Origin of the sequence: Helicobacter salomonis (assembly GCF_900197775.1) — a bacterium.
GTDB classification, from domain to species: domain Bacteria; phylum Campylobacterota; class Campylobacteria; order Campylobacterales; family Helicobacteraceae; genus Helicobacter; species Helicobacter salomonis.
Genome location: NZ_FZMA01000026.1, coordinates 1 through 25,640 on the forward strand (window position 1 = coordinate 1; position 25,640 = coordinate 25,640).

At 45.7% G+C, this 25,640-nt stretch carries 22 protein-coding genes; 8 read left to right on the forward strand and 14 right to left on the reverse strand.

Annotation, left to right across the window (positions count from 1 at the left end; translation table 11 throughout):
- Positions 1 to 62 precede the first annotated feature (62 nt).
- The 9 genes from C6H04_RS05090 to C6H04_RS05130 form a co-directional block, all read right to left on the reverse strand.
- Positions 63 to 563 carry a ferritin gene (locus tag C6H04_RS05090; RefSeq protein WP_104695452.1) on the reverse strand — a complete coding sequence of 167 codons (501 nt, stop codon included), beginning with the start codon at positions 561 to 563 and terminating at the stop codon, positions 63 to 65.
- 92 nt (positions 564 to 655) lie between these two features.
- Complete coding sequence (feoB, locus tag C6H04_RS05095) at positions 656 to 2,560, reverse strand: ferrous iron transport protein B (RefSeq protein WP_104732512.1); 1,905 nt, start codon at positions 2,558 to 2,560, stop codon at positions 656 to 658.
- 359 nt (positions 2,561 to 2,919) lie between these two features.
- Positions 2,920 to 3,549 (reverse strand): class II aldolase and adducin N-terminal domain-containing protein, encoded by a 630-nt coding sequence (locus C6H04_RS05100; RefSeq protein WP_199766022.1) that lies wholly within the window; start codon positions 3,547 to 3,549, stop codon positions 2,920 to 2,922.
- The gene (locus tag C6H04_RS05105; RefSeq protein ID WP_233711862.1) at positions 3,546 to 4,328 is read right to left on the reverse strand and encodes an ATP-binding cassette domain-containing protein; all 783 of its coding nucleotides are present in this window, start codon (positions 4,326 to 4,328) and stop codon (positions 3,546 to 3,548) included. Before C6H04_RS05105 ends, C6H04_RS05100 begins: the two co-directional genes overlap by 4 nt.
- Positions 4,329 to 4,358: 30 nt before the next feature.
- Positions 4,359 to 5,327, reverse strand: a complete 969-nt coding sequence (locus tag C6H04_RS05110; protein WP_104732514.1) for a catalase family peroxidase — start codon at positions 5,325 to 5,327, stop codon at positions 4,359 to 4,361.
- A 12-nt stretch (positions 5,328 to 5,339) separates the two neighbouring features.
- The gene (locus C6H04_RS05115) at positions 5,340 to 6,458 is read right to left on the reverse strand and encodes a TerC/Alx family metal homeostasis membrane protein (protein WP_104732515.1); all 1,119 of its coding nucleotides are present in this window, start codon (positions 6,456 to 6,458) and stop codon (positions 5,340 to 5,342) included.
- A gap of 1 nt (position 6,459) precedes the next feature.
- On the reverse strand, positions 6,460 to 7,230 hold the full coding sequence (locus C6H04_RS05120; RefSeq protein WP_104732516.1) for a PP-loop family protein: 771 nt from the start codon (positions 7,228 to 7,230) through the stop codon (positions 6,460 to 6,462).
- 11 nt (positions 7,231 to 7,241) lie between these two features.
- Positions 7,242 to 8,591, reverse strand: a complete 1,350-nt coding sequence (locus tag C6H04_RS05125) for an MFS transporter (protein WP_104695458.1) — start codon at positions 8,589 to 8,591, stop codon at positions 7,242 to 7,244.
- Between the two features lie 21 nt (positions 8,592 to 8,612).
- Entirely contained in the window at positions 8,613 to 8,831 is a 219-nt protein-coding gene (locus tag C6H04_RS05130; RefSeq protein ID WP_104695459.1) for a hypothetical protein, read from the reverse strand.
- 54 nt (positions 8,832 to 8,885) lie between these two features.
- On the opposite strand from C6H04_RS05130, the gene sppA reads away from it, so the two are divergent.
- On the forward strand, positions 8,886 to 9,743 hold the full coding sequence (gene sppA / locus C6H04_RS05135; RefSeq protein ID WP_104732517.1) for a signal peptide peptidase SppA: 858 nt from the start codon (positions 8,886 to 8,888) through the stop codon (positions 9,741 to 9,743).
- Between the two features lie 29 nt (positions 9,744 to 9,772).
- On the opposite strand, the gene mqnF is transcribed toward sppA, so the two are convergent.
- From mqnF to C6H04_RS05150, 3 genes are read right to left on the reverse strand one after another with little or no spacing between them, the layout of a single operon-like run.
- Positions 9,773 to 11,029, reverse strand: coding sequence for an aminofutalosine deaminase family hydrolase (mqnF, locus tag C6H04_RS05140; protein ID WP_104732518.1), 1,257 nt, complete (start codon positions 11,027 to 11,029; stop codon positions 9,773 to 9,775).
- Positions 11,026 to 12,291 carry an amidohydrolase family protein gene (locus C6H04_RS05145; protein WP_233711861.1) on the reverse strand — a complete coding sequence of 422 codons (1,266 nt, stop codon included), beginning with the start codon at positions 12,289 to 12,291 and terminating at the stop codon, positions 11,026 to 11,028. Before C6H04_RS05145 ends, mqnF begins: the two co-directional genes overlap by 4 nt.
- Positions 12,292 to 12,295: 4 nt before the next feature.
- Entirely contained in the window at positions 12,296 to 13,021 is a 726-nt protein-coding gene (locus C6H04_RS05150) for a cytochrome c biogenesis protein CcdA (RefSeq protein ID WP_104732520.1), read from the reverse strand.
- Positions 13,022 to 13,114: 93 nt separating this feature from the next.
- Here C6H04_RS05150 and C6H04_RS05155 point away from each other — a divergent pair, with 93 nt between their 5' ends.
- From C6H04_RS05155 to C6H04_RS05185, 7 genes are all read left to right on the forward strand, one after another.
- A complete protein-coding gene (locus C6H04_RS05155; protein ID WP_104695464.1) occupies positions 13,115 to 14,530 on the forward strand; it encodes a DEAD/DEAH box helicase in 1,416 nt (471 codons plus the stop codon).
- 44 nt (positions 14,531 to 14,574) lie between these two features.
- Positions 14,575 to 15,681, forward strand: a complete 1,107-nt coding sequence (locus tag C6H04_RS05160; RefSeq protein WP_104695465.1) for an SPFH domain-containing protein — start codon at positions 14,575 to 14,577, stop codon at positions 15,679 to 15,681.
- The gene (locus tag C6H04_RS05165) at positions 15,681 to 16,217 is read left to right on the forward strand and encodes a DUF2393 family protein (RefSeq protein ID WP_104732521.1); all 537 of its coding nucleotides are present in this window, start codon (positions 15,681 to 15,683) and stop codon (positions 16,215 to 16,217) included. Before C6H04_RS05160 ends, C6H04_RS05165 begins: the two co-directional genes overlap by 1 nt.
- 48 nt (positions 16,218 to 16,265) lie before the next feature.
- The gene (locus C6H04_RS05170; RefSeq protein ID WP_104732522.1) at positions 16,266 to 16,838 is read left to right on the forward strand and encodes a hypothetical protein; all 573 of its coding nucleotides are present in this window, start codon (positions 16,266 to 16,268) and stop codon (positions 16,836 to 16,838) included.
- 77 nt (positions 16,839 to 16,915) lie between these two features.
- Positions 16,916 to 17,407, forward strand: coding sequence for a flavodoxin (locus tag C6H04_RS05175; RefSeq protein WP_104695468.1), 492 nt, complete (start codon positions 16,916 to 16,918; stop codon positions 17,405 to 17,407).
- Between the two features lie 20 nt (positions 17,408 to 17,427).
- The gene (locus C6H04_RS05180; RefSeq protein ID WP_104732523.1) at positions 17,428 to 17,982 is read left to right on the forward strand and encodes a hypothetical protein; all 555 of its coding nucleotides are present in this window, start codon (positions 17,428 to 17,430) and stop codon (positions 17,980 to 17,982) included.
- A 169-nt stretch (positions 17,983 to 18,151) separates the two neighbouring features.
- Positions 18,152 to 19,336: a hypothetical protein gene (locus C6H04_RS05185; protein ID WP_233709711.1), complete on the forward strand. Its 1,185-nt coding sequence runs from the start codon at positions 18,152 to 18,154 to the stop codon at positions 19,334 to 19,336.
- A 52-nt stretch (positions 19,337 to 19,388) separates the two neighbouring features.
- On the opposite strand, the gene C6H04_RS05190 is transcribed toward C6H04_RS05185, so the two are convergent.
- Positions 19,389 to 23,180 carry an Eco57I restriction-modification methylase domain-containing protein gene (locus C6H04_RS05190; protein WP_104732524.1) on the reverse strand — a complete coding sequence of 1,264 codons (3,792 nt, stop codon included), beginning with the start codon at positions 23,178 to 23,180 and terminating at the stop codon, positions 19,389 to 19,391.
- A gap of 736 nt (positions 23,181 to 23,916) precedes the next feature.
- Positions 23,917 to 25,302: a C4-dicarboxylate transporter DcuC gene (gene dcuC, locus C6H04_RS05195; protein WP_104695476.1), complete on the reverse strand. Its 1,386-nt coding sequence runs from the start codon at positions 25,300 to 25,302 to the stop codon at positions 23,917 to 23,919.
- Positions 25,303 to 25,640 lie beyond the last annotated feature (338 nt).

Here is a 25,640-nt window from a genome sequence, read left to right on the forward strand (position 1 = left end):
TGTCTTTGTTGCTCTCATCAAGAATTAGAGCCCCCATAGAGAGGGAGCAGAGAGGCAGAACCTTACTTTTTGTCCTTAGCCAAAGAGTGGATGTATTGGTCGGCCAAGTACAAGCCATGCCCGCTTTCACCCATCAACTTAATTTTGTCCAAAATATTCTTGAAGAGCACTTCTTCTTCGTGCTGTTCAGCCACATACCACTGCAGAAAATTGAAAGTAGCATAGTCTTTGGCAACAAGCATTTTGTCCACAAGAGTGTTGATCGAATGTGTGATGTGCTGTTCGTGCTTGTAAGCCTTTTCAAAGACTTCAACTAAACTCTTAAATTCGTGTTCGGGGGCCTTGACCTCTTTGAGCTGTACACCCACTTCGTTCTCATTCAAGTAAGTGATGATTTTGGTGGCATGCGCATACTCATCACTTGCATGTTCAAACAAAAACAAGCCAGCACCATCAAAACTATGGGTGTAGCACCAAGAACTCATGCTCATGTACAGATTAGCTGAGAAGAACTCGTCCATCACCTGCGCATTAAGCAACTTAACTGTGTCTGAAGGCAACATGAAAACTCCTTTGTATTAGTTTGTATCATTATTATAGTATAAATGAGAAACAAAGTCAAGGGTTTTGGAACCCTTTTCTCAAAAAGTTTACTTCATAAGAACGCTCCTACTAAAAATTTGGTCACATAGTAGGCGATACAAGAGAAGATATAGGCCACTATTGTGGTGAAAGCGAATAGGTAGAACACGAATTTTGTTCCTCCAGCCTCCTTGCCAAAGGTAATTGTGGCAGCAAAACAGGGAATGTAAAACATCACAAAGACGATAAAGGCAATGGCAGAGGGGGCATTGACATGTTTTTTGAGCGCTCCACGGAGGGACTTAGAATTCTCATCAGTATCCCCGAGCGAGTAGAGAACACCCAAGGTGGAAACCACTACCTCTTTGGCCATAAACCCTGCCACTAAGGAAACGGAAAGTTGCCAATCAAAATCCATCGGCTTGAAGAGAATATCAATACCGCGACCCACGCGTCCTATCAGACTATTTTCTGTAATGTCCTGCTGTTTTTTTTCTTCAAGAGCTTTGATAGCCTCCTCTTTGGCACTAGCCTCTAAATTACCCGCTTCAATGCGATCTATCTGTGCCTGGTAATTCTCTAGCACCTTAGCGTCCTGAGGGTAGTTAGAGGCAAACCAGATGAAGATTGCCCCCCCTAGGATATAAGTGCCCGCTTTTTTAAGGTAGGAGATACTTTTTGTGTAAATGCTATACCAAACGACTTTGGGACTGGGCATGCGGTACTTAGGCATTTCCATCACAAAGGATTCTTCCTGACCTCTAAAGACACTTAGTTTTAAAAATTTGGCCATTAAGAGCGCTACAACAGCACCCAGTACATAGATCAAAAAGAGAACTAAACTGCCATATTTCTCCGGAAAAAACGAACCCACAAACAGCACATAAATAGGCAAACGCGCGCTACAGCTCATAAAACCGATTACAAAGAGAGTTACCAGGCGTTCATGCTGGTTTTGCAAGGTACGGGTGGCCATGTAAGCGGGTACAGAACACCCAAAACCCGTGACAAGAGGAATAAAACTCTTGCCATGCAGACCAAACTTGTGAAAAATTCCATCCAATAAGAATGCTACACGACTCATATAACCCGTGGCCTCTAAGAGCGAAATACCCAAATAGAGCACCACAATCAGTGGCAAAAACGAGAGCACTGCCCCCACGCCTCCAACGATACCATCACCCAAGAGCGAACCAATTTGTTCATTGCCTGCATGTGCCTTGATAGTGTCTGCGAGCCAAGCAAAACCATCGTCCACGTAAGTTTGTAGCCCTCCACCCACTAAAAAACTCATATAAAAGACCACAAACATAAATGCCAAGAAAATGGGAACACCATAGATGGGATGCATGAGGTATTTATCAATGCGTTGTGTGTAAGTGGACATACCCTGTGTGCGGCGACAGACCTTCTTGGCCAAAGCGCGACAGAATTGAAACGCCTCTTCTTTGGAAGCAGCGGGGAGATTTCTCATCTCTTTTCCGTTGCGGTGCAGAGTAATGAGCTGATCTAAGAGAGGATCCATGTTAAAATGTGTACTGGCAGAGGTGGGAACACATGGCACGCCTAGGTCTTTAGAGAGTAGGTCTATGTCAATCTTCAACCCCTCTTTTTCAGCCTCATCCCACATATTGAGCGCCATGAGCACCTTGTGAGGGGTGTTGAGTAGCTGGGTGCTCAGACTCAAATTGCGTTCTAAATTGGTGCAGTCGAGCACATTTAAAATGAGATCGAAGCGTTCATTTTCTAAGAATTGCTTACTCACCTTCTCTTCAATGGTAAAATCATTCAGGGCATAAATGCCTGGAAGATCCACGATCGTGATTTTAGTGTCCTTGTAGGTGGTGCTTACCTGCATTTTTTCTACAGTAACTCCAGCAAAATTCCCTACCTTTAAGTGCGCCCCGCTGATTGCATTGATGAGGGAACTCTTGCCTACATTGGGTTGTCCCACTAACGCCACGACGATTTCTTCCATCGCTCAACTCCCAAACTCTAATTTTAATTCTTAAAATCAGTCGCGGATTATAGTACATAAAGCTGAATTTTTACTGACATACCTAGAACAGAATAGACCCTTGTAGAGAAATATATGGTGAGCAAAGCGAGCAGTAGGTTAAACCTCAAGCCAAACTCTACATTGAGACTTGACGCACTTCCCATAGCTTGAGTTGCGCGGGAGATTGCTAGATTATCAAGATTTGCTCGCCAGACGGGTTTTAATGCCTCGAGTTTTAAAAAGTGGAGCGGTAGAAAAGGCTATTATCAAGAAGTTGTATGCAATTCTGATTAACCAGCACTACAAGAAGGTTTTTTGCGTTAGCTGTGGAAAGTGTTTCAAACTTCAAAACGTTTGTTGTTTTCATAGCCATGATCCATTAGATGTGCTAGCTGCAGGATTCGACAAGCGCCTTCCAGGAGATCAAAAATTTTGAGTAAACCCTGCAGTTCGCGTTGATATGCCACGACTCCGCAGCCTTTAATAAAGATATAGGGCTGTGCATTTTCTTGTAAATAACGCAGGATATCCACTGGAGCGCGCTCTTGCCAATCTTTGTAGCTCTTGGGATCATAAATTTCTATTTTCTGCCCCAATAGAGCGCAACCCAGGTAGTCTAAAGGAATCAGGTGTGTATGCGTGAGAGAGTAGGCAATGGCATAGGGAGGGCGTGCATAGGCGATAAAACGGGCTTCGCTAAAAGATTGATAAATGCTAGCATGGATGGATGTATCACTGCTAGCCTCTTGCCAACGATAATCTGGTGTGTCTTGTGAAACAATGAAAGAGTCTGTATCCAAATTATCCAAGATGGCATCGTGCTTGTTGATCACGAAACGGCGCGTGCTGATCCGTGCTGAAATTGAGCCCTTGAAAGTGCTAAAAAAGCCATTCCTAAACATGGAGAGAGAGACTTTTTGGAGTTGCTTCAATAAAGCAATCTCCACTTCGCGCACATAAACATTCATGGCGATCTCCTAAAAGAAACCCATGCTAAATCACCCGAGTTTAGGGTCGGTGGAGATTTGAACGCAAGGGTGAGAGTATGAGAGTCTTGGCAGAGCACCTTAGCCAGCAAGCCTAACGCGCTTGATTGTTCTAAAAAGCGCTCCCATGTACTTATGTTACAGCGGTGTATGCCTTGCTTAGCATCGATGTGCACCACATAGTCAGCAAGCGCATAGGCTTCGTGCAAATCATGGGTAACCAAAAGAATTGTGAGTTTAAAATGCGTGCTCAAACGCTTAAGTTCAGCTTGAAATTTAGTGCGTGTAGGCATGTCTAGCGCGCTCAAGGGTTCGTCCAATAATAAGAGCGCGTGGGGGGTTTTAAGCGCACTCAAAAGAGCGCGCGCAAGAGCCACACGCTGTTTTTGCCCACCTGAAAGGGTGTGGATGGATCGCCCTAAGAGTCCTGCAAGTTCCATGAAATTCACTACTTCTTGCAACATATGCGAATCCTTGTTGCCAAAACGCAAATTATCATGCACATTTAAATGAGGGAAGAGAGCTCCATCTTGAAAAACAAAACCTAGCGCGCGTTGCTGGGGAGGCATGCAAAATCGTCTTCGTGTGTCCAGCCACAAGGTGTTTTGGAAACGCAAAGTGCCTTGATCGGGTTGCTCAAGTCCTGCAACAAGGCGCAATAGCGTGCTTTTGCCAACACCTGAGGGCCCAAATAACGCACTAATTTGTTCTGAAGGAAGGGAAAAATATGCCTCCAAACAAAAGGAGCCCTGCGCGCCCATTAACTGTTTGCTTAGAGCAAGTTCTAACACCTATTGCCGTCTTGAGAAAGTGATTCCATAAACTTCGTTGCGGACTTCAAAGAGGGGGTCTTTGGGTGGTTCAATTCCATTAGGCAGAGTGCTCGGCATAAAAACTTCTGGATTGCATCCATGTCCGCTATAAGCACTCACTTCTAAATGCCCTAATTCCACTTCTTTATGCTTGCCATGCCATAGCTTAGTGGTGTCATCAATGGGGTCTTTAGGATTGGCCAAAATGAGAGTCAATTTATAGCCCACGGGGCGTTTGGCTATTTGATCTTTAAAATCCTGTTCTAAAAAGTTGCCCTTGGCTTTTTTTAAAGCTTCTGGGCTTAAGGTGCGCACACCCTCCAAGGGCTGTAGAGTAAAGCGGGCTGGTATCAGCTCGCCCTTGGAGTCTTTAAAAAAGAAGGTATGGATGCTGTAATAGGGGGTGTGTGCCACACTGGAAGTTACTCCCACGCCCTGCATATAGTGGGCAAAATTACGATAAGAGGGCACTTTTTGAGTCATCTCCTTAATGTAGGCGTGATCGACCTTGCCCTCTTTGGGAATACGCATCTCAAAGAAACGCCCAAATTCTTCTGGAGTGCGCGCAAAATTAATTGGGGTATTAAGCATGACCATGGTCCAAGTTTCCTTGGAGCCTTCCAGAGTTACAGCGATGCCCCGCACTTTAGAGGCGTCGCTCGCATGTAAATTACCCCCGCCTAGCGAATAGCGTACCTGCGCTTTAAGAGAGCTATCTTGTAAAAGAGGGATTTGAAATTTTGCCGCATTTTTAGCATAGGACACAAAGCGTCCTGTGGCACAGAAACCCTTGGCATGGTTGATTTTTTTATGTGGCTGTGCGGACTCGCCATTGAGGCGGTAAAAAATGTCGGCGATCTTTTGTGCATTGTAGACCTCTGTGGCGTAGGCGCAACTCAATAGTGCCCCAAATAGTGGGATCAAAGCCCATTTCTTAAAACTCTGCATATAACTCCTCCTCTAATCTTTCTGCTTACTCTCTAAGTCTTGTAATTTTTGCTCCAGCACACTTATGCGTTGCTCTAAGTGTTCTAGTCTTGTATCTGCGTGCGGAGATTCTTCCTGAACTGCTTGCTTTTTGAACAAACTGAGCAGCACACCCCCGCCCAGCACCCCTAAAACGATGTAAAGACTGGCTGTGGGACTGATTTCCAAGCCAAATCCAAAAAGATGCTTGGTCGCGCCTAAAATGAGCTTGAGGCTGATAAAACCTAGCACGATCACCACGCTTTTTTCTAAATAGACTAAATAGCCTTTAAGCACTTCTAGGACAAAATAGAGGCTCCTAAGACCTAAGATCGCAAACATCATGGCGCTGTAGATGATCAAGGGTTCTTTACTCACGGCAATCACGGCAGGCACGCTATCAAAGGCAAACATCACATCACTCAATTCGATTACGGCAAGACAGAGAAATAGGGGTGTAGCGATGAGTTTGGCCTTTGCAAAGGCGCTTTGGCGGTGGAAAGCGTCCACCTCTTGGCCCTCTAAATCCTTTTCTAAATCCTGTAATTCTGACTTTTTGAGGAAAAAATCATGCCCAACCAATTTAGGGTAAACAGGGAAAAACTTATACACTAGTTTGTAGGCCATGTGCTGGGAATAGTCTTCTTCCTTGTGCTCTGTCTCTTCCTGATTTTGATTCTTGAGCATGACCACACAACTATAGCCGACAAGAACGCCAAAGAGAATTTCTATATAACCTGAGAGGTGCAAGAGACCGCTGCCAATCAAGACAAAGATCAATCTAAAAATAATCGCCCCTAAAATGCCGTAATAGAGCACACGGTGGCGGTAAATATCTGGGATTTTAAACCATGCAAAAATGGCCATAATCACAAAGAGATTGTCTACAGAAAGGGCCTTTTCTAGCACATAACCCGTTAAAAAGAGCGACATGCTCTCCTTGCCATCATGCCAGAGCAAGTAGAGTGCAAAGATCAAAGCTGTGGCAACCCAAAAAATAGACCAAAGCCCTGCACTCTTGAGAGTAACCACTTGGTCCTGCTGGTGCGCCTTGAAGTCAATAACAAGCGCAACCACCATGAACACAATGAATACAAGTACATCCAAGCCCATCTCATGCCCCCTGGGCGTCTAAGAATGCACCATCACTAAAGCTATTGGCGTGCACATTGCAAAAAGCGTTTTTAAGTGAAGTAAAAAGAGTAGGATTATTGCGCTCCATTTCTTGTAAAAAATACTTGGTAGCGGAGCGGGCAATGGGGGGTTTGTCTGAATCGGGTTGTTTAGCCGGACAATTGCAATCAGGGGCGGTGGGGATGTTTTGGGATTTGACAAAGTCAATACTTTGGCGCTCACGGATGTGAATCAGCGGGCGGATCACAAAGAGCCCATTTTCGGCCTTGTAAATGGGAGGCATGCTCCGTAAACTCCCATTGTAAGTAAAATTCATAAAGAAACTCTCCACAGCGTCATCCAGGTGATGGGCTAGGGCAAGCTTGTTGTAGCCATTTTCAAGGGCATAATTGTAGAGCACTCCCCGACGCATGCGCGAACAAAAACTGCAATAAGAACTCTGTTCGCGTCGCTTTTCGCGGATGGTTTGGGCGATGTTGGTGTGCACAATCTCATAGGGGATGTTTTGCTCGACACAGAGCTTGGAGAGCCATGCCAAATCTTCATTCAAACCATAATGCACGGTAACAGCCTTAAAGTCGAATTGAAAGGGAGCATGCGCTCGCATGCGCGCAAGCAAGCAGGAGAGTAGGATCGAATCCTTGCCTCCGCTCAAACCTACCAATACTCGATCGCCCTGACTGATGAGCTCATAAGTCGCGTTAGTGCGCCCGACAACATTGAGAATCTTTTTACTGATCGTGTAAGACATGCATATCCTTTTTAAGTGGAGTAAGGTTTTCTAAACGCTTTAGAGTATTGAATAATCTGTTCTTCACTGAGTGAAGAAGCATCGTATTTAACAATAATGGTGTTTTGACTTTCGTTGACATACCATTCAATGATCCCGGGAATTTCTTCTAAATTGCTAAAGCGGGCACGCTCAAAAGCATCTAAGGGGAAGTAGACATTTTTCTGTTTGTTAGGATTGTTCATGCAGAGTACCAAGACAATCCACACCGCACAAACCCCCACTACAATGCACGCCGATGTTTTGACTCCCAAGTGCGTGTAGCCTATTCCCCCTAGGAGGCCGCCTACAAAAGAACCCGTGTAGCCATAGGTAACAAACATGCCCAGCACCAGTCCACGCTGGTGGGCTTTGGCAAATTTACTCGCCAGGGATTGCATGATGGGTTCTAGCGTGCCAAAACCCGCAAAGAAAACCATGATTCCAGTGATAAAGAGCCAGGCAGTGGGGGATTGTATATTATGATCGGCATAAGCTAGACAGGCATAGGCGATTAAAAACATGCACACGCCGACTAAAAGCACGGCTTTGGCTTTGCCAAATTTCTCGGCAATAATGGCTGCAGGTGCCATGCTCACCATACCCAGCAGCGCCCCTGCTGTGTAAATTTTCCAGAGTACACCCTTGTCCATCTTGAACTCGTGCACAATGGCTAGGGGAATTAGTACAAAGATTAAGGTCATTAAACATTTTTCAAAGAAAGAACAGCTGTTGATGATCAGAATATCTTTGTTTTCCAATGCAGCGCGGATTGTGGGTTTTTCTTTCAAGGCGTAGAGAATCTTGGGGGTTTCTGGAACTTTGAGCATGAGTGCCATAGAGATCAGACTTAACAAAGCCGTTAGCATGAAAAGCCAACGCACTCCAAAGGCCATCCCCATACTTGGTCCAATGACCATTGCTGCTGTGAAGCTCAAAAAAATTCCACCGCCCATCAAAGCCATGGCATGGGTGCGTTTTTCCTCGGGCACAGCATCTGCCACCATCGCACTCAACACCCCGCCCATTGCCCCCACTCCTTGCACCAAACGCCCCACTACTAGCCACATAATAGTGTGGGCAAAAAAACAAATGACAGACCCCAATGTAAAAATACCTAGACACCATAAAACCACACTTTTACGGCTATATTTGTCGCTCAGAGCACCAATGGGGGTTTGGAAAAGAATTTGGGTTAAATACGCACCCCCCACCGCAAGCCCCATCACCAACCCGCTGGCTTGGAAACTTGCCGCATAAAGGGAAATGACAGGTAGAACAATGAAAAGCCCTAAGAAGCGTAAAGAAGACACAAAGACTAAAGGCGAAATTTGTGGGAGCATCATGCTAACCTTAGCAGAAAATCAAGAAGGTGGTTTAGCAAAAACCTGTTGGCAGGCATTCTTATCGTGATCAAACACGCAGGCGCGTTGGAGTTGTTCAAAAGCTCTCGTGCGTTTGGCATCTGTTTCTTTTTCCACCTGGCGCATTTGGTAACTATAAACCCCATAAAACGCTACACCCGCGACGAATACAAACAGCAAATCCGAAAGCTTGAACTTAGGACAAAATTTGCACGCCATATAGCTTCTTTTTTGCTACTATAGCATGTTTTCAAAACAAACTAAGGAGTGCTCTTGAGCAAGATTTTCAAAATTATCACCGTCCCCCTAGATTTCATCACGAGGTATTTTAAAAGTCTAGTGTTCCTTTGTCTTCTTGCCTTTCTGTTTTTTGGAAGCAAGCATGAAACGCAATTCCCCCCTAATCTAGCCACTCTCCATATTTATGGGCCTATTTTTGAAAGTGAAAGTTTTCAAGAGCGGATTCAGGATATTTTAAAAATGCCCAGTATCAAAGGGGTCTTGTTGGTGATCGATTCCCCTGGAGGGAGCATTAGCGCAAGTGTGGAGCTCAGTGACCTCATCGCCGAACTGAATAAAGAAATCCCTGTTGTAGCGTATGTGCGCGGTGTGATGGCTAGTGGAAGCTACTACGCAGGCATGATGGCGCATAGAGTGTATGCTAATCGAGGCGCGCTTGTGGGGTCTATTGGGGTGATCTTTGAGGGCATGGATGTGTCGGCTCTAATGGATAAGCTAGGCATCAAAACCCAGGGAATTGCAAAGGGGCAATACAAAGAGGTAGGCACCTTTACGCGCGCGTGGACAGACAAAGAGAAACAGTATCTAAACAATCTGCTAGAGGCACAGTACCAAATGTTTGTCAACGATGTGGCAAAAGCACGCAAACTCGATCTTAAAGATGCCTCCACTTTTGCGGAGGGCAAGATTTTTAGCGCGCGGCAAGCCTTAGACCTCAAGCTCATTGATGAGATCGGTACCTATGACCAAGCAGTTGCAGAATTGCAAAGCTTAAGCGGCGTGAAAGAACCTATTTGGCTTCAAAAAGACAAATGGGAAGTGCTGGTCGATCGTGTCCTCAAGTCCACCAGTCAGGCCTTAGTCCAAGCTTTTAGTTATCAAATGCGCTAGATACAGCAGAATACTAGCCCCTACCAGCTTTATGGGGCTGGTGGCAGGACACGCTTGCCTTGAATGTAGAGTGCGCGCACTTTTTTGGCTTGGGTGAGCTTTAAGAGAATATCCAGGGGTGTGTGTGCTCTTTTGCAACTAAAGATGGCTAGATCTGCGTCTTTGCCCACTTGCAAGCATCCACTATTCAAGCCTAGAGCCTCACTGGCGCGCGCGGTGCAACCCAGCAATAAATCTTGGGCGTTGCGTTCCAAATCACCAGGTAGAGCAAAGAGAGCATGGCGCAATTCCTCCAAAAGGTTGACATCTAGGTTAGAGCTCTTTCCATCGGTGGCTAAGGCATAGGGTAAATTGCATTCCTGCACGCGTGCGGGGTCTAATAATTGCCCACTCAGGAGGCGATTCGATCTAGGGCAGGTGATGATATGGGTTTGCGCGCTGATGGTTTTGGCATACTCAAGGTGCTTTGGTTGGGCAAAGAGGGCGTGCACCAGCAAGAGATGTTTTTTGGCAAAAAGATTTAAAAAATCTTCTACTCCTTCAAAACCAGGCACAGGGTTAGCCACCCCTAAAAACTCTTGAAAAAAATGCCCAAACCAGCCCTGTTTGTGCTCCAACCACTCTAATTCGGCTAGAGATTCCAGAAAATGCGTTGAAATAGGGGTATGGGTATCGGCCATCTCTAAAACGCGTCTTGCGAGTTCTTTATGCACCGAATAGGGGGAGTGAATGGCAATAGCAGGAGTGAATGTAGGGCTTTTATATTGCAAACTCAAAGTGTGGCGGTGTTGGAAATCTTTAAAATTTTGCTCTAAAGCGTGGGGCGCGCTCCCGATGAGCTCATCGAAGAAAACTACCCTCAAATCTGAGTGCGCTAAAATCTCGCGCTCCAGTCCATAACTGCTAATTGCTCCCACACTGCCCACCCCGTTCTGTAATTGCGTGTGGATAGCACGCTGGATATGTCTTTGGGCGTTTGCAAAGATAGACTCGCGCTTTTGTATAACACTAGCCAGCCACCCCTCAAACCCCTTACCATAGACAAAAGTATCTCTGTGGGCAGAAAATTCAAAATGAATATGGGGGTTGATGAGCGCGGGCATGAGCAACCCATGTTTATAAAAATCTAAGGAAGCGCTAGGGTAATGGTGCTTCAAGTCTGCGAGCTTGCCCACTTCTACGATCTGCCCCTTAAAGATCGCCACACCCCCTTCTTCTAACACATTAAAAGAGGTATCACAGGGAATAAGCGTACTCGCGCCGATGATTTTGAGCGCATCTTTCATAAGCGCATTACCTTACCACTTTGCATGATCCACTCTATGCGTGCGTCTAAAACCTGTTGGTGATAAATGCTTGCTGGGTTATCCACTTGGCTCTTGCCCTCTAAGTCTACCAGCATGAGGCGCGCCTCTTTGCCCACCTCCACCACCCCGCAATTGAGCCCCAAAAAGCGCGCGGGATTGGTGGCGATGAGCTCTACTAATCTTTTCAAACTAATACATCTGCCTTTGACTAAATGTGTGTATGCTAAGGAAAAGAAGGCATCGATACTATGCATGCCAAAGGGCGCATCTTCAAAGATATGCAAACTCAGTGGGTGGGTGTAGTGTAGGCTGGTGAGTATGTCGATCTCTTGAGCTAGTAGGGTACGCAGATACGCCTGTTTGGCTCTGTCTTTGAGGGGAGGTAGAATTTTGGTGCGCGAGTCGTAGTGCTGGTAGATATCTTGATCTAAGATGAGGTGATGTAGGGGAGTTTGCACCCATAAGGGCGCGCCCAGAGTGCGCGTAGCAGCGATGATCTTAAAGGCATCTGGCTCTACCACACTATCCAAGAGCACATCTAAGTGGGTGTGTAAGGCCAACGCGGCGACCTTACCCACTTCTTTAATTTGGATGAGCGGACTCACGCTAGGCAAACCCAGAGTATAGGCAAGAGGAGTTTCATCCATGATGCCTATGCTAAAACGCCCCTCATAGCCCCGCACACCACATACCAGCTTGAAATCAAGCATGCACGCATAATCGAGCACGGGGAGGAGCTTTTGCCCCTCTAAGTTGTAGAGATACAAACACGCTTTAATAGAGGTGGGCAGGGAGGCGCGCAAGAGAGCGAGGTCTTGTAAGCGTTGATGACTATCTAGGGGATGTAAACAGATAATATCACCACAGGCGATCGCTTCTTGTGCTGCACCATAATCTAGGGGGCTAAAGGTGGTGTCGCTGTATTCTTGCACGAATTCTAAGGGTTCCATATCCGCTTCTTTGAGAGAATAAAGCGGAGCCAGGGGTACACCCATTAAAGAGCCCACCCCCCCCATGCGTGCCTGCGCTTTCAAGTGTATGTAGGTATGCCTGTTGAGATTGTGTAAAAATACCCCCAAATCAATCGCACTAGGCAATAGGGCTTTAGACTCGCAATCCAACACTTCCTCATGAGCACGTGGTTCTAAATGTGCGCTAATTTCTGTGATGATTCCCTCCACAACGCGCACACACATACAAGACTCCCCCATCAATCTAGCATTTTTCAATAACACAGCCATCTCCTTAGCTTAACCATGCCCCCAAAGATTCCATTTGACCACTCATGATCAAAATGCCCATGAGTAATAGAATTGTCCCAGAACCTATTTCAATGGCGCGCATGTGGCGTTTAACACTTTTAAGCAAGTTCAATGCTTTATTGAGTGCCAAAGCCACGATGAGCCAGGGAATAGCAAACCCAGCAATAAAGACCCCTAAAAGCGTTAAGCCGTAAGCTTGTTCGCTCCCACTCAACAACACAATGCTCGTAAAGATGGGTCCAATGCAAGGAGTCCAGCCCAGCGCAAAGCCCATACCCAACACGACTGGTAGAAAGTGGCGCAAGATACCTTTTTGGGCTGTCATGTTGAGATTAAGTGCCTTAGTGCGGTAGAGAAAATTCCAACGCAACACCCCTAAAAAGTGCAAGCCAAAGAGCACCACTACCCCCCCAGCAATTACACGCACCCACATATTCCCAAAGAAATTATGTAAAATGCGCGCCATAGACGCACCCAAGACCCAAAAGACAATGCCAAAGCCCAGCACAAACAGCCCTGCCTTGAGCAAGACCCCCAAGCGATCTGCGCGCCCACTCTTGATCTCTTCTAGGGAGGTTTGGCTAATGTAGGAAAGATAGGCTGGAATCAAGGGAAGGACACAAGGACTTAAGAAAGCTAAGAGCCCGGCTAGAAAAGACGCAATCAAGGGGGTTTGATCGAAAACAGATAACAGAGCATCCTCTAGCATGGGCGATCCTAAGATTTTTCTGATATAATAGCGTGAATTGCTTTAGGATTATCCTCCGAAACTAAACCCCACCAAAAAGGTTGTCTGATATTCATGCCAACACAAAGTGTAGAAAATGCTAACACACCCGAAAATTTTGTTGCAAGTTTTAAAGATTTGGGCTTGCACCCCAGGGTTTTAAAATCCGTTGCTGAGGCGGGTTTCGTGCAACCCAGCCCAATCCAAGAAAAGGCCATCCCCATCATTTTGCAGGGTAAGGATGTGATCGCCCAAGCTCAGACGGGTACGGGTAAAACCGCCGCCTTTGCTTTGCCAATTATTCATAATCTCAAAAATGACCAAAGTGTCGAAGCTCTCATCATCACGCCCACGCGCGAGTTAGCGATGCAAATTAGCGATGAGATTTTCCGCTTGGGAAAAAGTTCGCGTACCCGCACCATTTGCGTCTATGGTGGGCAAAGTATCCGCAAACAATGTGAGCTTTTAGAGAGAAAACCCCAAGTGATGATCGCCACCCCCGGGCGCCTTTTAGATCATCTCAAACACAAGCGATTGAAAAACTTCGCGCCTAAAGTGGTCGTGCTCGATGAGAGCGATGAAATGTTGGACATGGGCTTCTTAGATGACATCGAAGAGATTTTTGACTACTTGCCCCAAGAGGCGCAGATTCTACTCTTTTCAGCCACCATGCCTCCTCCCATTAAAGAATTGGCCACCAAGATTTTACAAGACCCCGCCTTTATTCACATCGCGCCCAGCCATGTAACTAATGCCGACATTTCACAACGCTTTTATGTGATCAACGAACACGAGCGCAACGAGGCAATCATGCGCTTGCTTGATAAGGAAAACCACAGCAAGAGCATTATTTTTATGCGCATGAAACGCGAGGTGGACGAATTGCATCAGTTTTTAGTAGAGAGGGGGTATAAAACCACGCCTCTACATGGGGATATGGAGCAGCGCGCGCGTCAAGAATCTATCAAGGCTTTTAAGTCCAAGCGCGCCGATGTGCTGGTGGCTACCGATGTGGCCAGTCGGGGGCTGGATATTAGCGATGTCAGCCATGTGTTTAACTACCATTTACCCCTGAACACAGAGAGCTATATCCATCGCATTGGACGCACAGGGCGCGCGGGCAAGAAGGGGATTGCGATCACTTTAGTAACCCCCCTAGAATATAAAGAGCTTTTGCGCATGCAAAAGGAGATTGGCTCTAGTATACAGCTATATGAAATTCCTAATATGGATGAGGATCGTTTAGTGCGCTCCCTCTCTAAAGTAGAAGTTGATGAAGAAGTGGTGAGTTTATATGAGCGACTCATGGAGCAGTTTGAGCCCGCCCAACTTACCTTAAAGCTCTTGAGCTTACAATTCAAAAGTCAAAAAATCTCTTTAGATCAGGAGGCTTTAGAGCGTCCCTCTACTCCTTCTAAAAAACCTTACAAACATACCCGTTCCACTTCGCGATCCCATAGACCCCCACGACAAGGGTATAGACAAAGGTAACAGATGAACCACTCTTTAAGTCCTCTAAATATGCAAGGATAGCCATGCCCATTGATCTCAACGAGCATCTCAAGAACAAGCAATCTAATCCACGACCAGAAACTCCCAAGAATTCCGATCAGCCTAGCAGGAATCCTCCGCCCTTTAAACCGACCATTCCTCCTAACTTCTTTCAGTCCAAGAGGTTTACTAGTTTTGTGATTCTCTTGATTGTGTTGGTGTTGTTTATTTTGGCTAAACCTTTTATGGTGATCCAATCGGGCGAGATTGGGATTAAAGTGACAGCTGGAAAATACGACCCTCTGCCTCTGCAACCGGGTATCCATTTTTTTGTGCCCATTGTGCAGGATATTCTGGTGATTGACACACGCGTGCGCACAATCAATTTCTCCCGCACCGAAGACATGGGTATTGTGGGCAAGAATCAGGGGATTTTTAGAAACGATGCAATCAATGTGATGGATTCTAGGGGTTTGACGGTTTCTATTGAGCTCACCGTGCAGTATCGCCTGAACGCCCAAACAACTCCCCAAACCATTGCTACCTATGGCTTGAGTTGGGAGCAAAAAATCATTAACCCGGTGGTGCGTGATGTGGTGCGCTCAGTAGTGGGGCGTTATCCAGCTGAAGATCTGCCCATCAAGCGCAATGAGATCGCTGCGCTTATCAATACAGACATCAATAAGGAAGTGTCTAAACTGCCCAATGCGCCTGTGGAACTTAGCTCAATTCAATTAAGAGAAATCGTCTTGCCCGTCAAGATCAAAGAGCAGATCGAAAAAGTACAGATCGCCCGTCAAGAATCCGAACGGGTGAAGTATGAAGTGGAAAAGGCCAAGCAAGAAGCCCAAAAACTCGCGGCTTTAGCCAAGGGGGAGGCGGATGCCAACCGCATTAAAGCCCAAGGGGTGGCTGATGCAATTGTGATCGAAGCTAAAGCCAAGTCTGCGGCTAATTTGAGCATTGCCCAAAGCCTGACGGATAAACTCTTGAATCTACGCCAAATTGAGGTGCAGGGGCAGTTTAACGAAGCTCTGAAGGCTAACCAAAATGCCCAAATCTTACTCACTCCCGGGGGTGCTGTGCCCAATATTTGGCTAGACACCAAGAGCAAACCCAAAGCCTTAGCCACACAGAGCCCGCATAAATAATGAGCGCACTGCAGCCCATTTTAGAGCATCTATTTGAAATTCTCCATTACTTCTGGGATCAAACCAGCCCCCTGGCGCTTTGGATTTTTGGGGGACATTACGCACTCTTTATCATTTTATTTTCTATGGGAATTGTCTTCAAGGGAGTACTCTCTGCTCTCTGCCATGTTCTCTCTTTCATTGCCCTCTTTGGTGCCCCCTTTGGGGTGCACTATGCCACAGAGGAGCAGTTTTATAAAATTCAAACGACTATTGAGCACGCGGCTGCATTGGTCTATACCGATGCCTTTGTCGCACAGGTCAAGATTAAAAATGAAGGAAGGCTGGATATGAAACGATGCGTGTTGCGCCTAGATGTGTTCAATCCTTTTCACAATAAGGTTCAAGAAATACTCTCTCACTTGCTCTTTGCAAAGAGCTATATTAAGGTCTTTCACACCCCTCTGGTGCGCCAACAAGAATACACATTCAACTGGAGCATTGATAATTACCCCTATCGCAAGAATCCTTTCAAGCTTTCAGCCAATTGTTATTAATATCCCCACCAAAATACGCTACAATCTAAATAAACTCGAAGGAAACTTATGCCTAGGCGTACTACTTTGGTACTGGTGGGCGCGCTCATTTTGGGGGCGTGCACCTCTACACCCAACAAGCAAGTTTTTTTACAAAACATGCCCATGTGGATGGTTCAAGATCGGAGCATGTATGTGACTCAGGGAATTGACAGCTCGCATGTGATCAATGGGCAGGTCGAACGCTCTGAGGGAATCGCCAGAGAGCGGGCTAGGTTTCGTGTGGCAATCCACATTGCCAACAGAATTAAGGATATTTACATCGCTACGCAGAATGCCAAACAAAAACCCTATGACGATGAGATTTTCAAAGAAATTACTCAGGCCATTGCCACTAGCCTAGACAAAGAGGTGCAATTGGGCGAGTATATTAACCCCAACAACCATGAGGTGTTCATGCTTGTAGGTGTTAAAAGCTATAGTGCCGAGCGTCTGGAAAAGGGCCTACTTGAGATTAGTGCGCTTGATATGGAAACGATTAAGCAGATTAAGTTGGGAGTTAAAAAAGTCTTTGATGAAGTGGCTCTGGAAAGTGATGCTCAAACCCATAACGATTTTTCTAAGGAGGGCGGTGGGCACTAGGTTAACTTGCTATTTTCTTTAAACTTGGCTACAATGGAAGTAGCACTCGATGCTAAAATTTTGCTAAAGGATATGTAATGGCAGTTGGAATTTTTTATGGCACAGATAGCGGGAATTCTGAAACGATTAGCAATAAGCTTTCTGAAAAATTGGGCGGGGCTAAAGTCTTTGATGTAGCCAAAGCCTCTAAGGCGGATTTTGATAGCTTTAGCTCTGTAGTTTTGGTGGCTCCTACAGCAGGTGCAGGGGATTTACAGAGCGATTGGGAAGATTTTTTAGGCACTCTGAGCGAAGCAGATTTTGCTAGCAAGACGGTTGCACTCGTAGGTCTAGGCGATCAAGACACCTATTCCGAAACTTTTGCAGAGGGAATTTTCCACCTCTATGAAAAAGCTAAAGCGGGTAAGGTCGTGGGCTTCACCTCAACAGATGGCTATAATTTTGAGAGCTCTAAGTCTGTAGAGGGGGGTAAGTTTGTCGGTTTGGTGTTAGATGAAGATAATCAAGATGATTTAACCGATGGGCGCATTGACGCGTGGGTCAATGAAGTTAAGGGTTCTTTGGTTTAAGAGAAATAAGCGGGCGTGTCATGACTTTGAAAGCCACTACATTGGTGCTGGTGCTCGCATTTGCACTAGGAGCGTGTGCGCCTAAGCACAAAAAACAAGTTTTTTTACAAAACATGCCCATGTGGATGGTCCAAGATCGGAGCATGTATGTGACTCAGGGAATTGACAGCTCGCATGTGATCAATGGGCAGGTCGAACGCTCGGAGCGAATCGCTAGGGAGCGGGCTAGGTTTCGTGTGGCAATCCACATTGCTGATAAAATTAAGAAGGTCTATACTGCAGCCCAAAACGCAGAACAAAAGCCCTTTGACAGCGAGATTTTTAAGATGATTACCCAAGCCATTGCAGCAAGTTTGGGGAAAGAAGTACAACTGGGCGAATACATTAATCCCAACAACCATGAAGTATTCATGCTTGTGCGAGTCAATGATTACGACTCTGCGCGCCTGCAACGATTGCTGAATGATATTGAGGTCTTGGATGACAAGACGATTCAAAAGATCATGCATGGAGTCAAGAAAGTCTTTGAAGAAGCACTCGACTACGATGATGTGCAAGTACCTAAGAGCTTGTAACAGGTGTTTGTGCGTGATGGTAGATAATGGGGCATGGTCTCGTTTAATCTTGTCATGTCTCCTGCAGGCCCACAAGCCTAAAGTATGAAGAGCTTTGATTTTCTAATCTCTGTGGCGGGGTTTGATGGAGCTTTGTAGGTCTGCAAGAACCCTGTTATGGCTATTGTGTATGGTGACCCTCTCTCATGCCAAAAGTTTTAAAGACTATATGCGCTATGACTTGGGTCTTCATCTTTTCATTATGGACCATGAAGGCTCTACAAGCTACTGGCCCAATACCAACACCACCTTAAGCACCCGTTTAACCCCTGAAATTGGATTTGCCTTTGATCTAGGTTCTGTAGAGCAGAAAGTGATGGTCGGGGCATTTTTGTTTCAAAATATCCATACTTATCAGATGAATTTCCCCAGCAAATGGGGCCCCACCATTTACTACCAAGCCCGCGCTAGGTCGTTCAACTTCTATGGGGGTATTTTCCCTAGAAAATATTTGATCGGGCATTATCCCTTGAATGTCTTTGCCCCTTATTATTGGTTCTCAGACCCCAATGCACGAGGCTTTTTAGTGCAATACAAACCCCCAAGCGACCCCTACAAAAACACCCATATAGAGGCGGAGTTTTTGCTAGATTGGTTTGGAGGAAATTGCTACACCTGTAAGTATGGCAGGAATACTTTGGGTAATGGCATGGATCGTTTTAGTTTCATGGGGGCTAGTGAACTCTCCACCCTCAAGGGGTTTTTCAAATTGGGGGGGAATGCCGAGTATTTCCATGTTGAAGATCAGTATCTTCTCAACTGGCCTCACCCTATCAGTGGGATTAGGACGGGTCTAAACTATCTCTTAGATCGACTCTACTACCAAGCTTATGTCAAAACTGATCTGCTCAATGCAGCCCCCTTCATGGAACGCCTTAATTTCTCAACGGGCGTATTGGGTAATTTGGAGCGTTTGCGCCGTATTGGGATGCAAGAGCCTTTTAAAGTCAGCACGGGGTTATTTGTAGAGAGTCATGTGCAATTCAAAGGCTTTGGAGTGAGTAATCTGTTTTTTGTGAGCAAACATGGGGAGGATTTCTACTATAGCAAATACGCCAATGTGGATCTCATTTGCTCTAAAGACTACTGCCCCACCCCCATTTACAGAGGGGTGCCTTTCTTCCAAGCTCCGCTTTACAATCGTCTGGACATCTATTACGAATTCAGAAGTGCTTTTGCGAGTATCAAAACCCAATTTGTTTATAACACCATGAGCGACTATGCCACGGTTCAAAATTCCTATCAGGTCTATTTTACGGTATCCCTAGACAGCTACGATCTCCTCAACTTTATTTTACGCAAAATGCGTAACTAGCGCACATTTTAGCGATGCCTTGGCCCTATGAGAGCGTTTAAGTTCATGGGCTTTATTCTTCCCACAAGTCTTTTAGCAACACCACAAAGTCGGGTTGTTTTTTGGCTAAGACTATAAAGGAGTCTAGTAGGTGCAAGAATTGCTCACGGCTCAGGGCGTAAATATCACGGGCGATGAGAATATCCAACTCTGCGCGTTTGGTGTTTAAAAGTTTTTGGGTTTTGGGGATGTCTAAAGGGGTTGTAAAGAGAGTTTTTAGCTCACTGAAGTGGTTAGCTGAATCGTAATAAAGCTGGCATTCTAGGGCAGATTTAGCGATAGCCAAGTAAAGGGGGTTGCTAGCGATCTCTTGAGTGCTGGGCTGGGGGAGGGGGAGTTCATAGAGGTAAATTTTACTGATATTCATTTGAGAATGCAGGCGCAAGAGAAAATCCACCACCAAAGAATTAAACAAGCCCAAAGCGAAAAGAGTTTGCAAGGGCGGGGTTTCTAGTATGCCCTTTGGGGTGTAAATGTAGGGCACACTCAAATACATACTATGCCCTGCGGTGTAATTTCTAGGAATCAAACTCACAATGAGGCTTCGCTCATCGGTATCTCTGGCAATCCCACGATACCCCAACCTCAAATATTGATACTCATAGGCAATCGCCCCGCTGTAGCCTCCCTTTTTGGCGCGATGACGCTCTCTGCTTTTAAGTCTCTCTTGGAGTGCCTCTGCTTCCACGCCATAGCGTGGGGGGGCAAACTGCGCGTTAAATTGGTGGATATGCTTGCCCTCAAGCAGGGGCAAAAGCGTAGCTTGGGTTTTAGCGCGCGCGTCTATGGGTTTAAACAAGTCTTTATCCCCTGTCATGTGCAATTCGGATCGAAAATCTAGCCACATTTGGGGTTTGAATAAATCCTTATCCCCTGTCATGTCCAACTCACGCCTAAAATTGAGCCACCCCTCACTCAGCCGTGCAAATTTGGAGGCACAATGATCTAAAATCTCTAAATCTAGGGCGTTTCGCACTTCCTTAAGCGCGCATTTGGGGGTGCTTAGCAAAGTTTTAGCAGAGATCAAAAGGGGTTTTTGCTTGGCAATGTCGCTCACATTTTCTAAGTAAAAGAGGGCTTTAATGGGTTGTTGGCTCTTTTCTTGGCTCAAGCCCAGCAGAGCGAATTTGTAACAACGATGCACGCTAGGAAAAATGCCTTGGCGGTTTTCAAAGCTGTAAAAAAACTCTAGGGCATGCTCTTTTAAAATCTGTGCCCTCAAGTGCAAACTCCCCTCCTCTAACATCAGCGCGCTGGGAATCACTAAGGCTAGCTTGGCTTGGGGAGCCAGTAGGCTCAAATTGCGCTCGATAAAAAATCTAAAGAGATTGCCATCGCCTGCCCCTCTGCTGTTGGGGTAATGGGCTTTGTAATAGGCGTTGGTGGTGAGTATGTGGGCTTGTTGTGTGTCAAACTCTTCTTTAATGTAGTCTTTGGCTAGGGCTTCTGCTTTAAAATCTGCTTTTTCTGCAAGGGAAAAGGTGCGATACGCGCTTCTAAAGCTAGAAAAAAACTCGCTTTCATCAAATTTGGTTTTCTCCCAAGGGGGGTTAGTAACAATGGCATTAAAGCCGCTGCGTTGCAGGGCAAATAACCCCCCTGCTCCTTGTGCGATTTCAGGGAATTCTATTTCGTAGTTGAAAAATTTAAACTCCTTAGCGTGGGTTTCTATGCATTCTTTGACTTTGGCATACTCTGGGGTGTGTAATTGTTCTAGCCCAACACCCTCTAAACCTTGTGCTTTCTCTCTCCAAAACTCTTTGAGGGTGGGGTCTGCTTTGTGGGCGATGATTCTATGGGTGTTGTAAAAATTTAAATAGAGATTGAGTTGGTCTAGGTGGGGCTTTAACTCGCCATAGAGTTTTTTAGAGCGTCCAATCTCCTCTTTTGTGCTATCGGGGATATTAGCCAAATCGCTAAAGAGGGTTTTCAGGGTTTCAAATTCCTTAAAGAAGTTGTCATTAAAGAGTTTCCCGCTTTCACCCAAAAAGACTTCAAATTCTTTTAAAGAGCAACCTATGAGCGCGTTCCCGCACTTGATATGGTGTTCTAAAAAGCTTAAAGGCGTGCCAAAGATAAAGCTATCAATCCACAAAGAGAGTTTAGCTAACTCGATGCTAAAGGGATTGACATCTACCCCATAGATCATTTTCTTTAAAAGCAGGCGTTTTAAGATTGCCGCTTCATCGACTTCATAAGCGGGGTTATAGGCTTGCACTTGCGCGCTTAGGGTGTTGATCTCCTCTTGTAAGAGGGGGCGCAAGGCTTCAAAGCCTAAAGCCTTTTGACTAGCCTGATTGAGGGCTTCTATTAAGAATGCGCCACTCCCACAGGCATTATCTAAAATCTTAAAGTTTAGGACATTGTCATCATTCAAGCCTGCTAGGGCGTGCTCTACTAAGCTTTTGGTGATGTCCTCATGGGTGTAAAAACTCCCGCTAGACTTCCTAGAGTTGGAGGTGTTTTTGAGATAAATTTGCCCCTTAGCGTAGTGTTGGGTTTTTTTGGCTTGCTTTTGGATTTTTTGGTAGTCGTAATTGTCATAATAGCCCTCCCCTTTGGGTGTGGTGCAGTAGTGCAATTCTTCATCAGCCAAAGCAAAGAAGTAGGACATCAACCCCTCGTAAATGCTCCCCAAATGCACCACGCTTAGAGTGGCGTAACCGCGTTGGGATTCTCCATAGTAGAGGAGATGGGTTAAAATCTGTTTTAAGAGTTTGTCGCTGATGATCTTGCCCTTTTTGAATAGAGCGGTTTTTTCAGGCTCAAAAAGTCCGCCATCAAACAAGGGCATGGCGTAATTCTCATTGCCCTCATTGTAGATGGCAAAGAGTTGTTCGAGTTGCCCCATACCCACATAACTATTATCTCTATCGCCTAACATTTTTAGCAATTTGCGGACACTCAAATAGTCTTTAAAACAAATGTGCTCTTTGAGCGTGTCCTCAAACTTGTCTTCAAAGTAGGCAATAAAAAGTAATCTAAAGAGAAAATAGAGGGTGTTTTGATAAATCTCTTTGAGTGTGGCTTGTGGATTGCGTGCGTATAGGGCTTTGCCGATGTCTTCAAATAAAGAGAAGTCATAGCCCTCTGTGCCATAGATGAGATTTTGTAAATCTTTTTCGACAGCGCTCTTGTGTTGCTCGTTGGCTTGGAGGGTGGTGCTGATTTTGGGGTGTTGATCCTCTTGAGAGAGGAAGTTGGCGGCGTTAAAGAGATGGTAAAAATAGAGGAAGTAATCAAGATTTTGGGTCTGCAAGATGAGCTCTAAATTGATCTCAAAAAAGACTTTATTATAAGTGGGCTTGCGCGCGTCATAGAAACGCCACACTCGTCCATTGGTTAAAAAGCCGTAATTGTGCCGTAACGCATTGAGATAGCCTAAAAGTTGGTAATGGGGATTGTGGGTAATTTTCTTATTATCTATGGCGACGCTGTAAGCCTTGCTCTCACAGATCACGCTGAAAAAGGCGTTGCTGGCGTATCTTTCTGCTTTGTCTAGGGCTTGGTATTCTTGTTTTAACTCTGGGCTAGCAAAGAGTAAAAAATCGGGCTTTTCTAGTTTGTCTTGGATGATCTTTTCTTCTTGGCGTAGATACTCCCAGCCCAAGAGTTCTAAGACTTTGGCGATGAAGCCATCTTCAAACTGGTGTTCGTTGCTGGTTTTAAAGTTTTGCAGTTTGAGGGCTGTAATTTTTTCTAGGACGGCTTTAGCTTGTTCTTTAGTGTCTTTGAAGTTGTAGAGTTTAGGGAATTCTTGCTCTAAAGTGTAGGGGGTGAAAAGGTTGTTGTGGATGTAAAACATGGGATTCTCCAAAAGGGGTATTTTAGCAAAATTTGGGGGGTATGCAGGATAGAGGGGTAGAGGGCGTGGGAAAAGTGAGGCAAATTAGGAAAAGAGAGGAGGAATGTGGGTTTGGGCGTGCGTTTTAAGGAGTTGGAAGTAGTAAGGAGTGCAGGGTGATATTGGGCAATTGACTTGGGTGGTGCGCTTTGCATTTAGAAGGCGCGCATTTTTGGGGATTGCAGGGGCAATCTAGGTTGATCGCGCGCTCTTTTAGAGAAGTTTGGGGTTTTTATGGGGGCGGGCGCAGGGGGTAGATTTGTGTGGCTGTGAAGACCGCATACGCCTTTAGTTTGCACTAGCTTTAACATGACCTAGAGTGGGGTTTTAGAATCGTCTGTCACTATAGTAACACACAAATTAACCAAAGCACCACTATGGTATGATCTTAAGTTTTTACAAAATCTCAAAAGAGATCAAAAGCGCAAAATTCTATCAATCCAAAAGAATTTGTCTAGGCATTCAAAGAAAAACACAGAGTGCGCAATACCACTATTATACCACTCCTTGAACGACCGAGTACAAGATAAAATGCCGAGTGGGGAGCGCGGTGCGCGACCCCCTTACGCCTTTCTCGTATTGAGATGCGGGCTTGACCGAACTCCAAGTGGGGGTTATCAGCGAGGCTAACCCTACTTGAAATGGGTTTAAACTAGCATGAAATGCATTTAGTGTCTCAAATACTCATTACACAATCTTAAGCCACCAGCATCATACTTACGGCTAAATTCACCCCCATACCAACAAGCAATAAAGGGTAAGTGCGCTTGATGATCTCTAGGGGGGCGAGTTTGGCAAAGCCGGCTAAAGCCAAAATCCCTCCGGCGATGGGCGAGCTAGCTCGCCCCAAACAAGAGGCGATCTCTAGGGGTAAAACTAAGTTAATGGGTTCTACTCCCATTTTCAGGGCGATGTCGGGGGCTAAACGCCCAAAGGCGTTAAAGGCGGCAATCCCACTGCCCATTACCACCGCAAAGCCATAGACCATGAACGCTAAAAGAGTCATCACAAGCCCCACAACCCATAAGTCCCCATGCCCTTGCAAGCCCCCCAAACTTTGGGTTAAAAGAGCAATCCCGCCCAAACTCTTAAGCCCTGTGGCAAAGACGCTTGCAGCGATGATTATGCTCACCACGCTCACGAAAATTTCCCCCATTGCTTGCAAAATCACCGCCATCCCAGCCCCCAACCTTTTAGCGTCTCTATAGCGGATAAACTCCACAAGGAAGACCACCGCAATGCTGATGAAATTTGCGCTCACCACATCCAATTTGATCCCTATAAAATACCCCCCAAAAAGCAAGAACACGGGAAACCATGGGAACAAAATATAAAAACTTGGGCATGGGGGGTTTGTGATCTCTAAGTTTTCTATGGGGGCGCATAGGCGGTTTTTAGCCAAGTCGTTTTTGTCTATCCATGCAAAGTAAAAGGGGATCAAAAGGGCGATCACGATCGTGTAAGAAAGCACCACCCACACTTGATGGTGCAAGAAAAGCCCCACGATGTTGTCCTTTTGTCCTACCATGTCTGCCATGTTGATAGTATTACCATCTTTGGGACCATAATCCAGGGCAATCAAAGACAACACGCACACGGCGGTAACGGGGCGGATCTTTAACGCAAGTAGTACGGGATAAATGCACGCTAAGAGCAAGAGCAAAAGCCCGGTATAACTAGAGATCACAATTTTTAAACCCATACCCACGACAAAAGTCCCGCTTAAGACTAAATATTTATTGCGGATTTTGCCAAGGGGGCGGTTGCTTAGGTAGGCGAGTTTGGCAGAGGCGTGTATATGCTTCATGTAGGCAGCAAAACCTGCCACGCTCATGATGATGAGCCCCACACCGCCCAACTGCTTTTTAAAGGTGAAGGCGATGAAGGCGAAAGCGTTTAAGAGAAGCTGCCCGAAGCTATGCGCCGGTGGGGTGTTTGGAATAGCTGTGCCCGTGAGGTAATGCCCCACGAGCAACAATACCAAGCCGGCACATAGAAACACAAAGATCGGATGCTGTTTTTTGAGGATATAGTAAAAAGTTACCCCTACTGCCAAAAGGGTCGCCCCAATCATTATCAGCATGTTGTGCCTTTTTGCTGAAGTTTAACCCATTTGTGGGTAAAAATGGTAAATTTTTGGGAGGGCTTAGCTTTGTCTAACGCCTCATGATACTTTCAGCCCCCCTTAAGCTTTTCTACCCTATAATCGCGTTTTGCCAAAGTTAAGGCTGTTGAAAAAGCCAAGACTTCGTGCGCAACGATCTTTGACATTTAAGCAAGAGAGTCTTGTAGCCAAAATTTGTTTTTGATTTTTGTTTTTGGCTAAAGAACTCTAGTTATTGACACAACTTGTCTAATACAGAGTAACTTAATTTTGTGGCGTGGAGAAATCCACAACACAAGAGCCAGTTTAGGATAAAC

Coding starts and splice junctions, on each gene's coding strand:
- C6H04_RS05090 (WP_104695452.1), bottom strand. CDS start 563: ATGTTGCCTTCAGACACAGTTAAGTTGCTTAATGCGCAGGTGATGGAC.
- feoB (WP_104732512.1), bottom strand. CDS start 2,560: ATGGAAGAAATCGTCGTGGCGTTAGTGGGACAACCCAATGTAGGCAAG.
- C6H04_RS05100 (WP_199766022.1), bottom strand. CDS start 3,549: ATGAATGTTTATGTGCGCGAAGTGGAGATTGCTTTATTGAAGCAACTC.
- C6H04_RS05105 (WP_233711862.1), bottom strand. CDS start 4,328: ATGGGCGCGCAGGGCTCCTTTTGTTTGGAGGCATATTTTTCCCTTCCT.
- C6H04_RS05110 (WP_104732514.1), bottom strand. CDS start 5,327: ATGCAGAGTTTTAAGAAATGGGCTTTGATCCCACTATTTGGGGCACTA.
- C6H04_RS05115 (WP_104732515.1), bottom strand. CDS start 6,458: ATGGGCTTGGATGTACTTGTATTCATTGTGTTCATGGTGGTTGCGCTT.
- C6H04_RS05120 (WP_104732516.1), bottom strand. CDS start 7,230: ATGTCTTACACGATCAGTAAAAAGATTCTCAATGTTGTCGGGCGCACT.
- C6H04_RS05125 (WP_104695458.1), bottom strand. CDS start 8,591: ATGCTCCCACAAATTTCGCCTTTAGTCTTTGTGTCTTCTTTACGCTTC.
- C6H04_RS05130 (WP_104695459.1), bottom strand. CDS start 8,831: ATGGCGTGCAAATTTTGTCCTAAGTTCAAGCTTTCGGATTTGCTGTTT.
- mqnF (WP_104732518.1), bottom strand. CDS start 11,029: ATGAAAGATGCGCTCAAAATCATCGGCGCGAGTACGCTTATTCCCTGT.
- C6H04_RS05145 (WP_233711861.1), bottom strand. CDS start 12,291: ATGGCTGTGTTATTGAAAAATGCTAGATTGATGGGGGAGTCTTGTATG.
- C6H04_RS05150 (WP_104732520.1), bottom strand. CDS start 13,021: ATGCTAGAGGATGCTCTGTTATCTGTTTTCGATCAAACCCCCTTGATT.
- C6H04_RS05155 (WP_104695464.1), top strand. CDS start 13,115: ATGCCAACACAAAGTGTAGAAAATGCTAACACACCCGAAAATTTTGTT.
- C6H04_RS05160 (WP_104695465.1), top strand. CDS start 14,575: ATGCCCATTGATCTCAACGAGCATCTCAAGAACAAGCAATCTAATCCA.
- C6H04_RS05165 (WP_104732521.1), top strand. CDS start 15,681: ATGAGCGCACTGCAGCCCATTTTAGAGCATCTATTTGAAATTCTCCAT.
- C6H04_RS05170 (WP_104732522.1), top strand. CDS start 16,266: ATGCCTAGGCGTACTACTTTGGTACTGGTGGGCGCGCTCATTTTGGGG.
- C6H04_RS05175 (WP_104695468.1), top strand. CDS start 16,916: ATGGCAGTTGGAATTTTTTATGGCACAGATAGCGGGAATTCTGAAACG.
- C6H04_RS05180 (WP_104732523.1), top strand. CDS start 17,428: ATGACTTTGAAAGCCACTACATTGGTGCTGGTGCTCGCATTTGCACTA.
- C6H04_RS05185 (WP_233709711.1), top strand. CDS start 18,152: ATGGTGACCCTCTCTCATGCCAAAAGTTTTAAAGACTATATGCGCTAT.
- C6H04_RS05190 (WP_104732524.1), bottom strand. CDS start 23,180: ATGTTTTACATCCACAACAACCTTTTCACCCCCTACACTTTAGAGCAA.
- dcuC (WP_104695476.1), bottom strand. CDS start 25,302: ATGCTGATAATGATTGGGGCGACCCTTTTGGCAGTAGGGGTAACTTTT.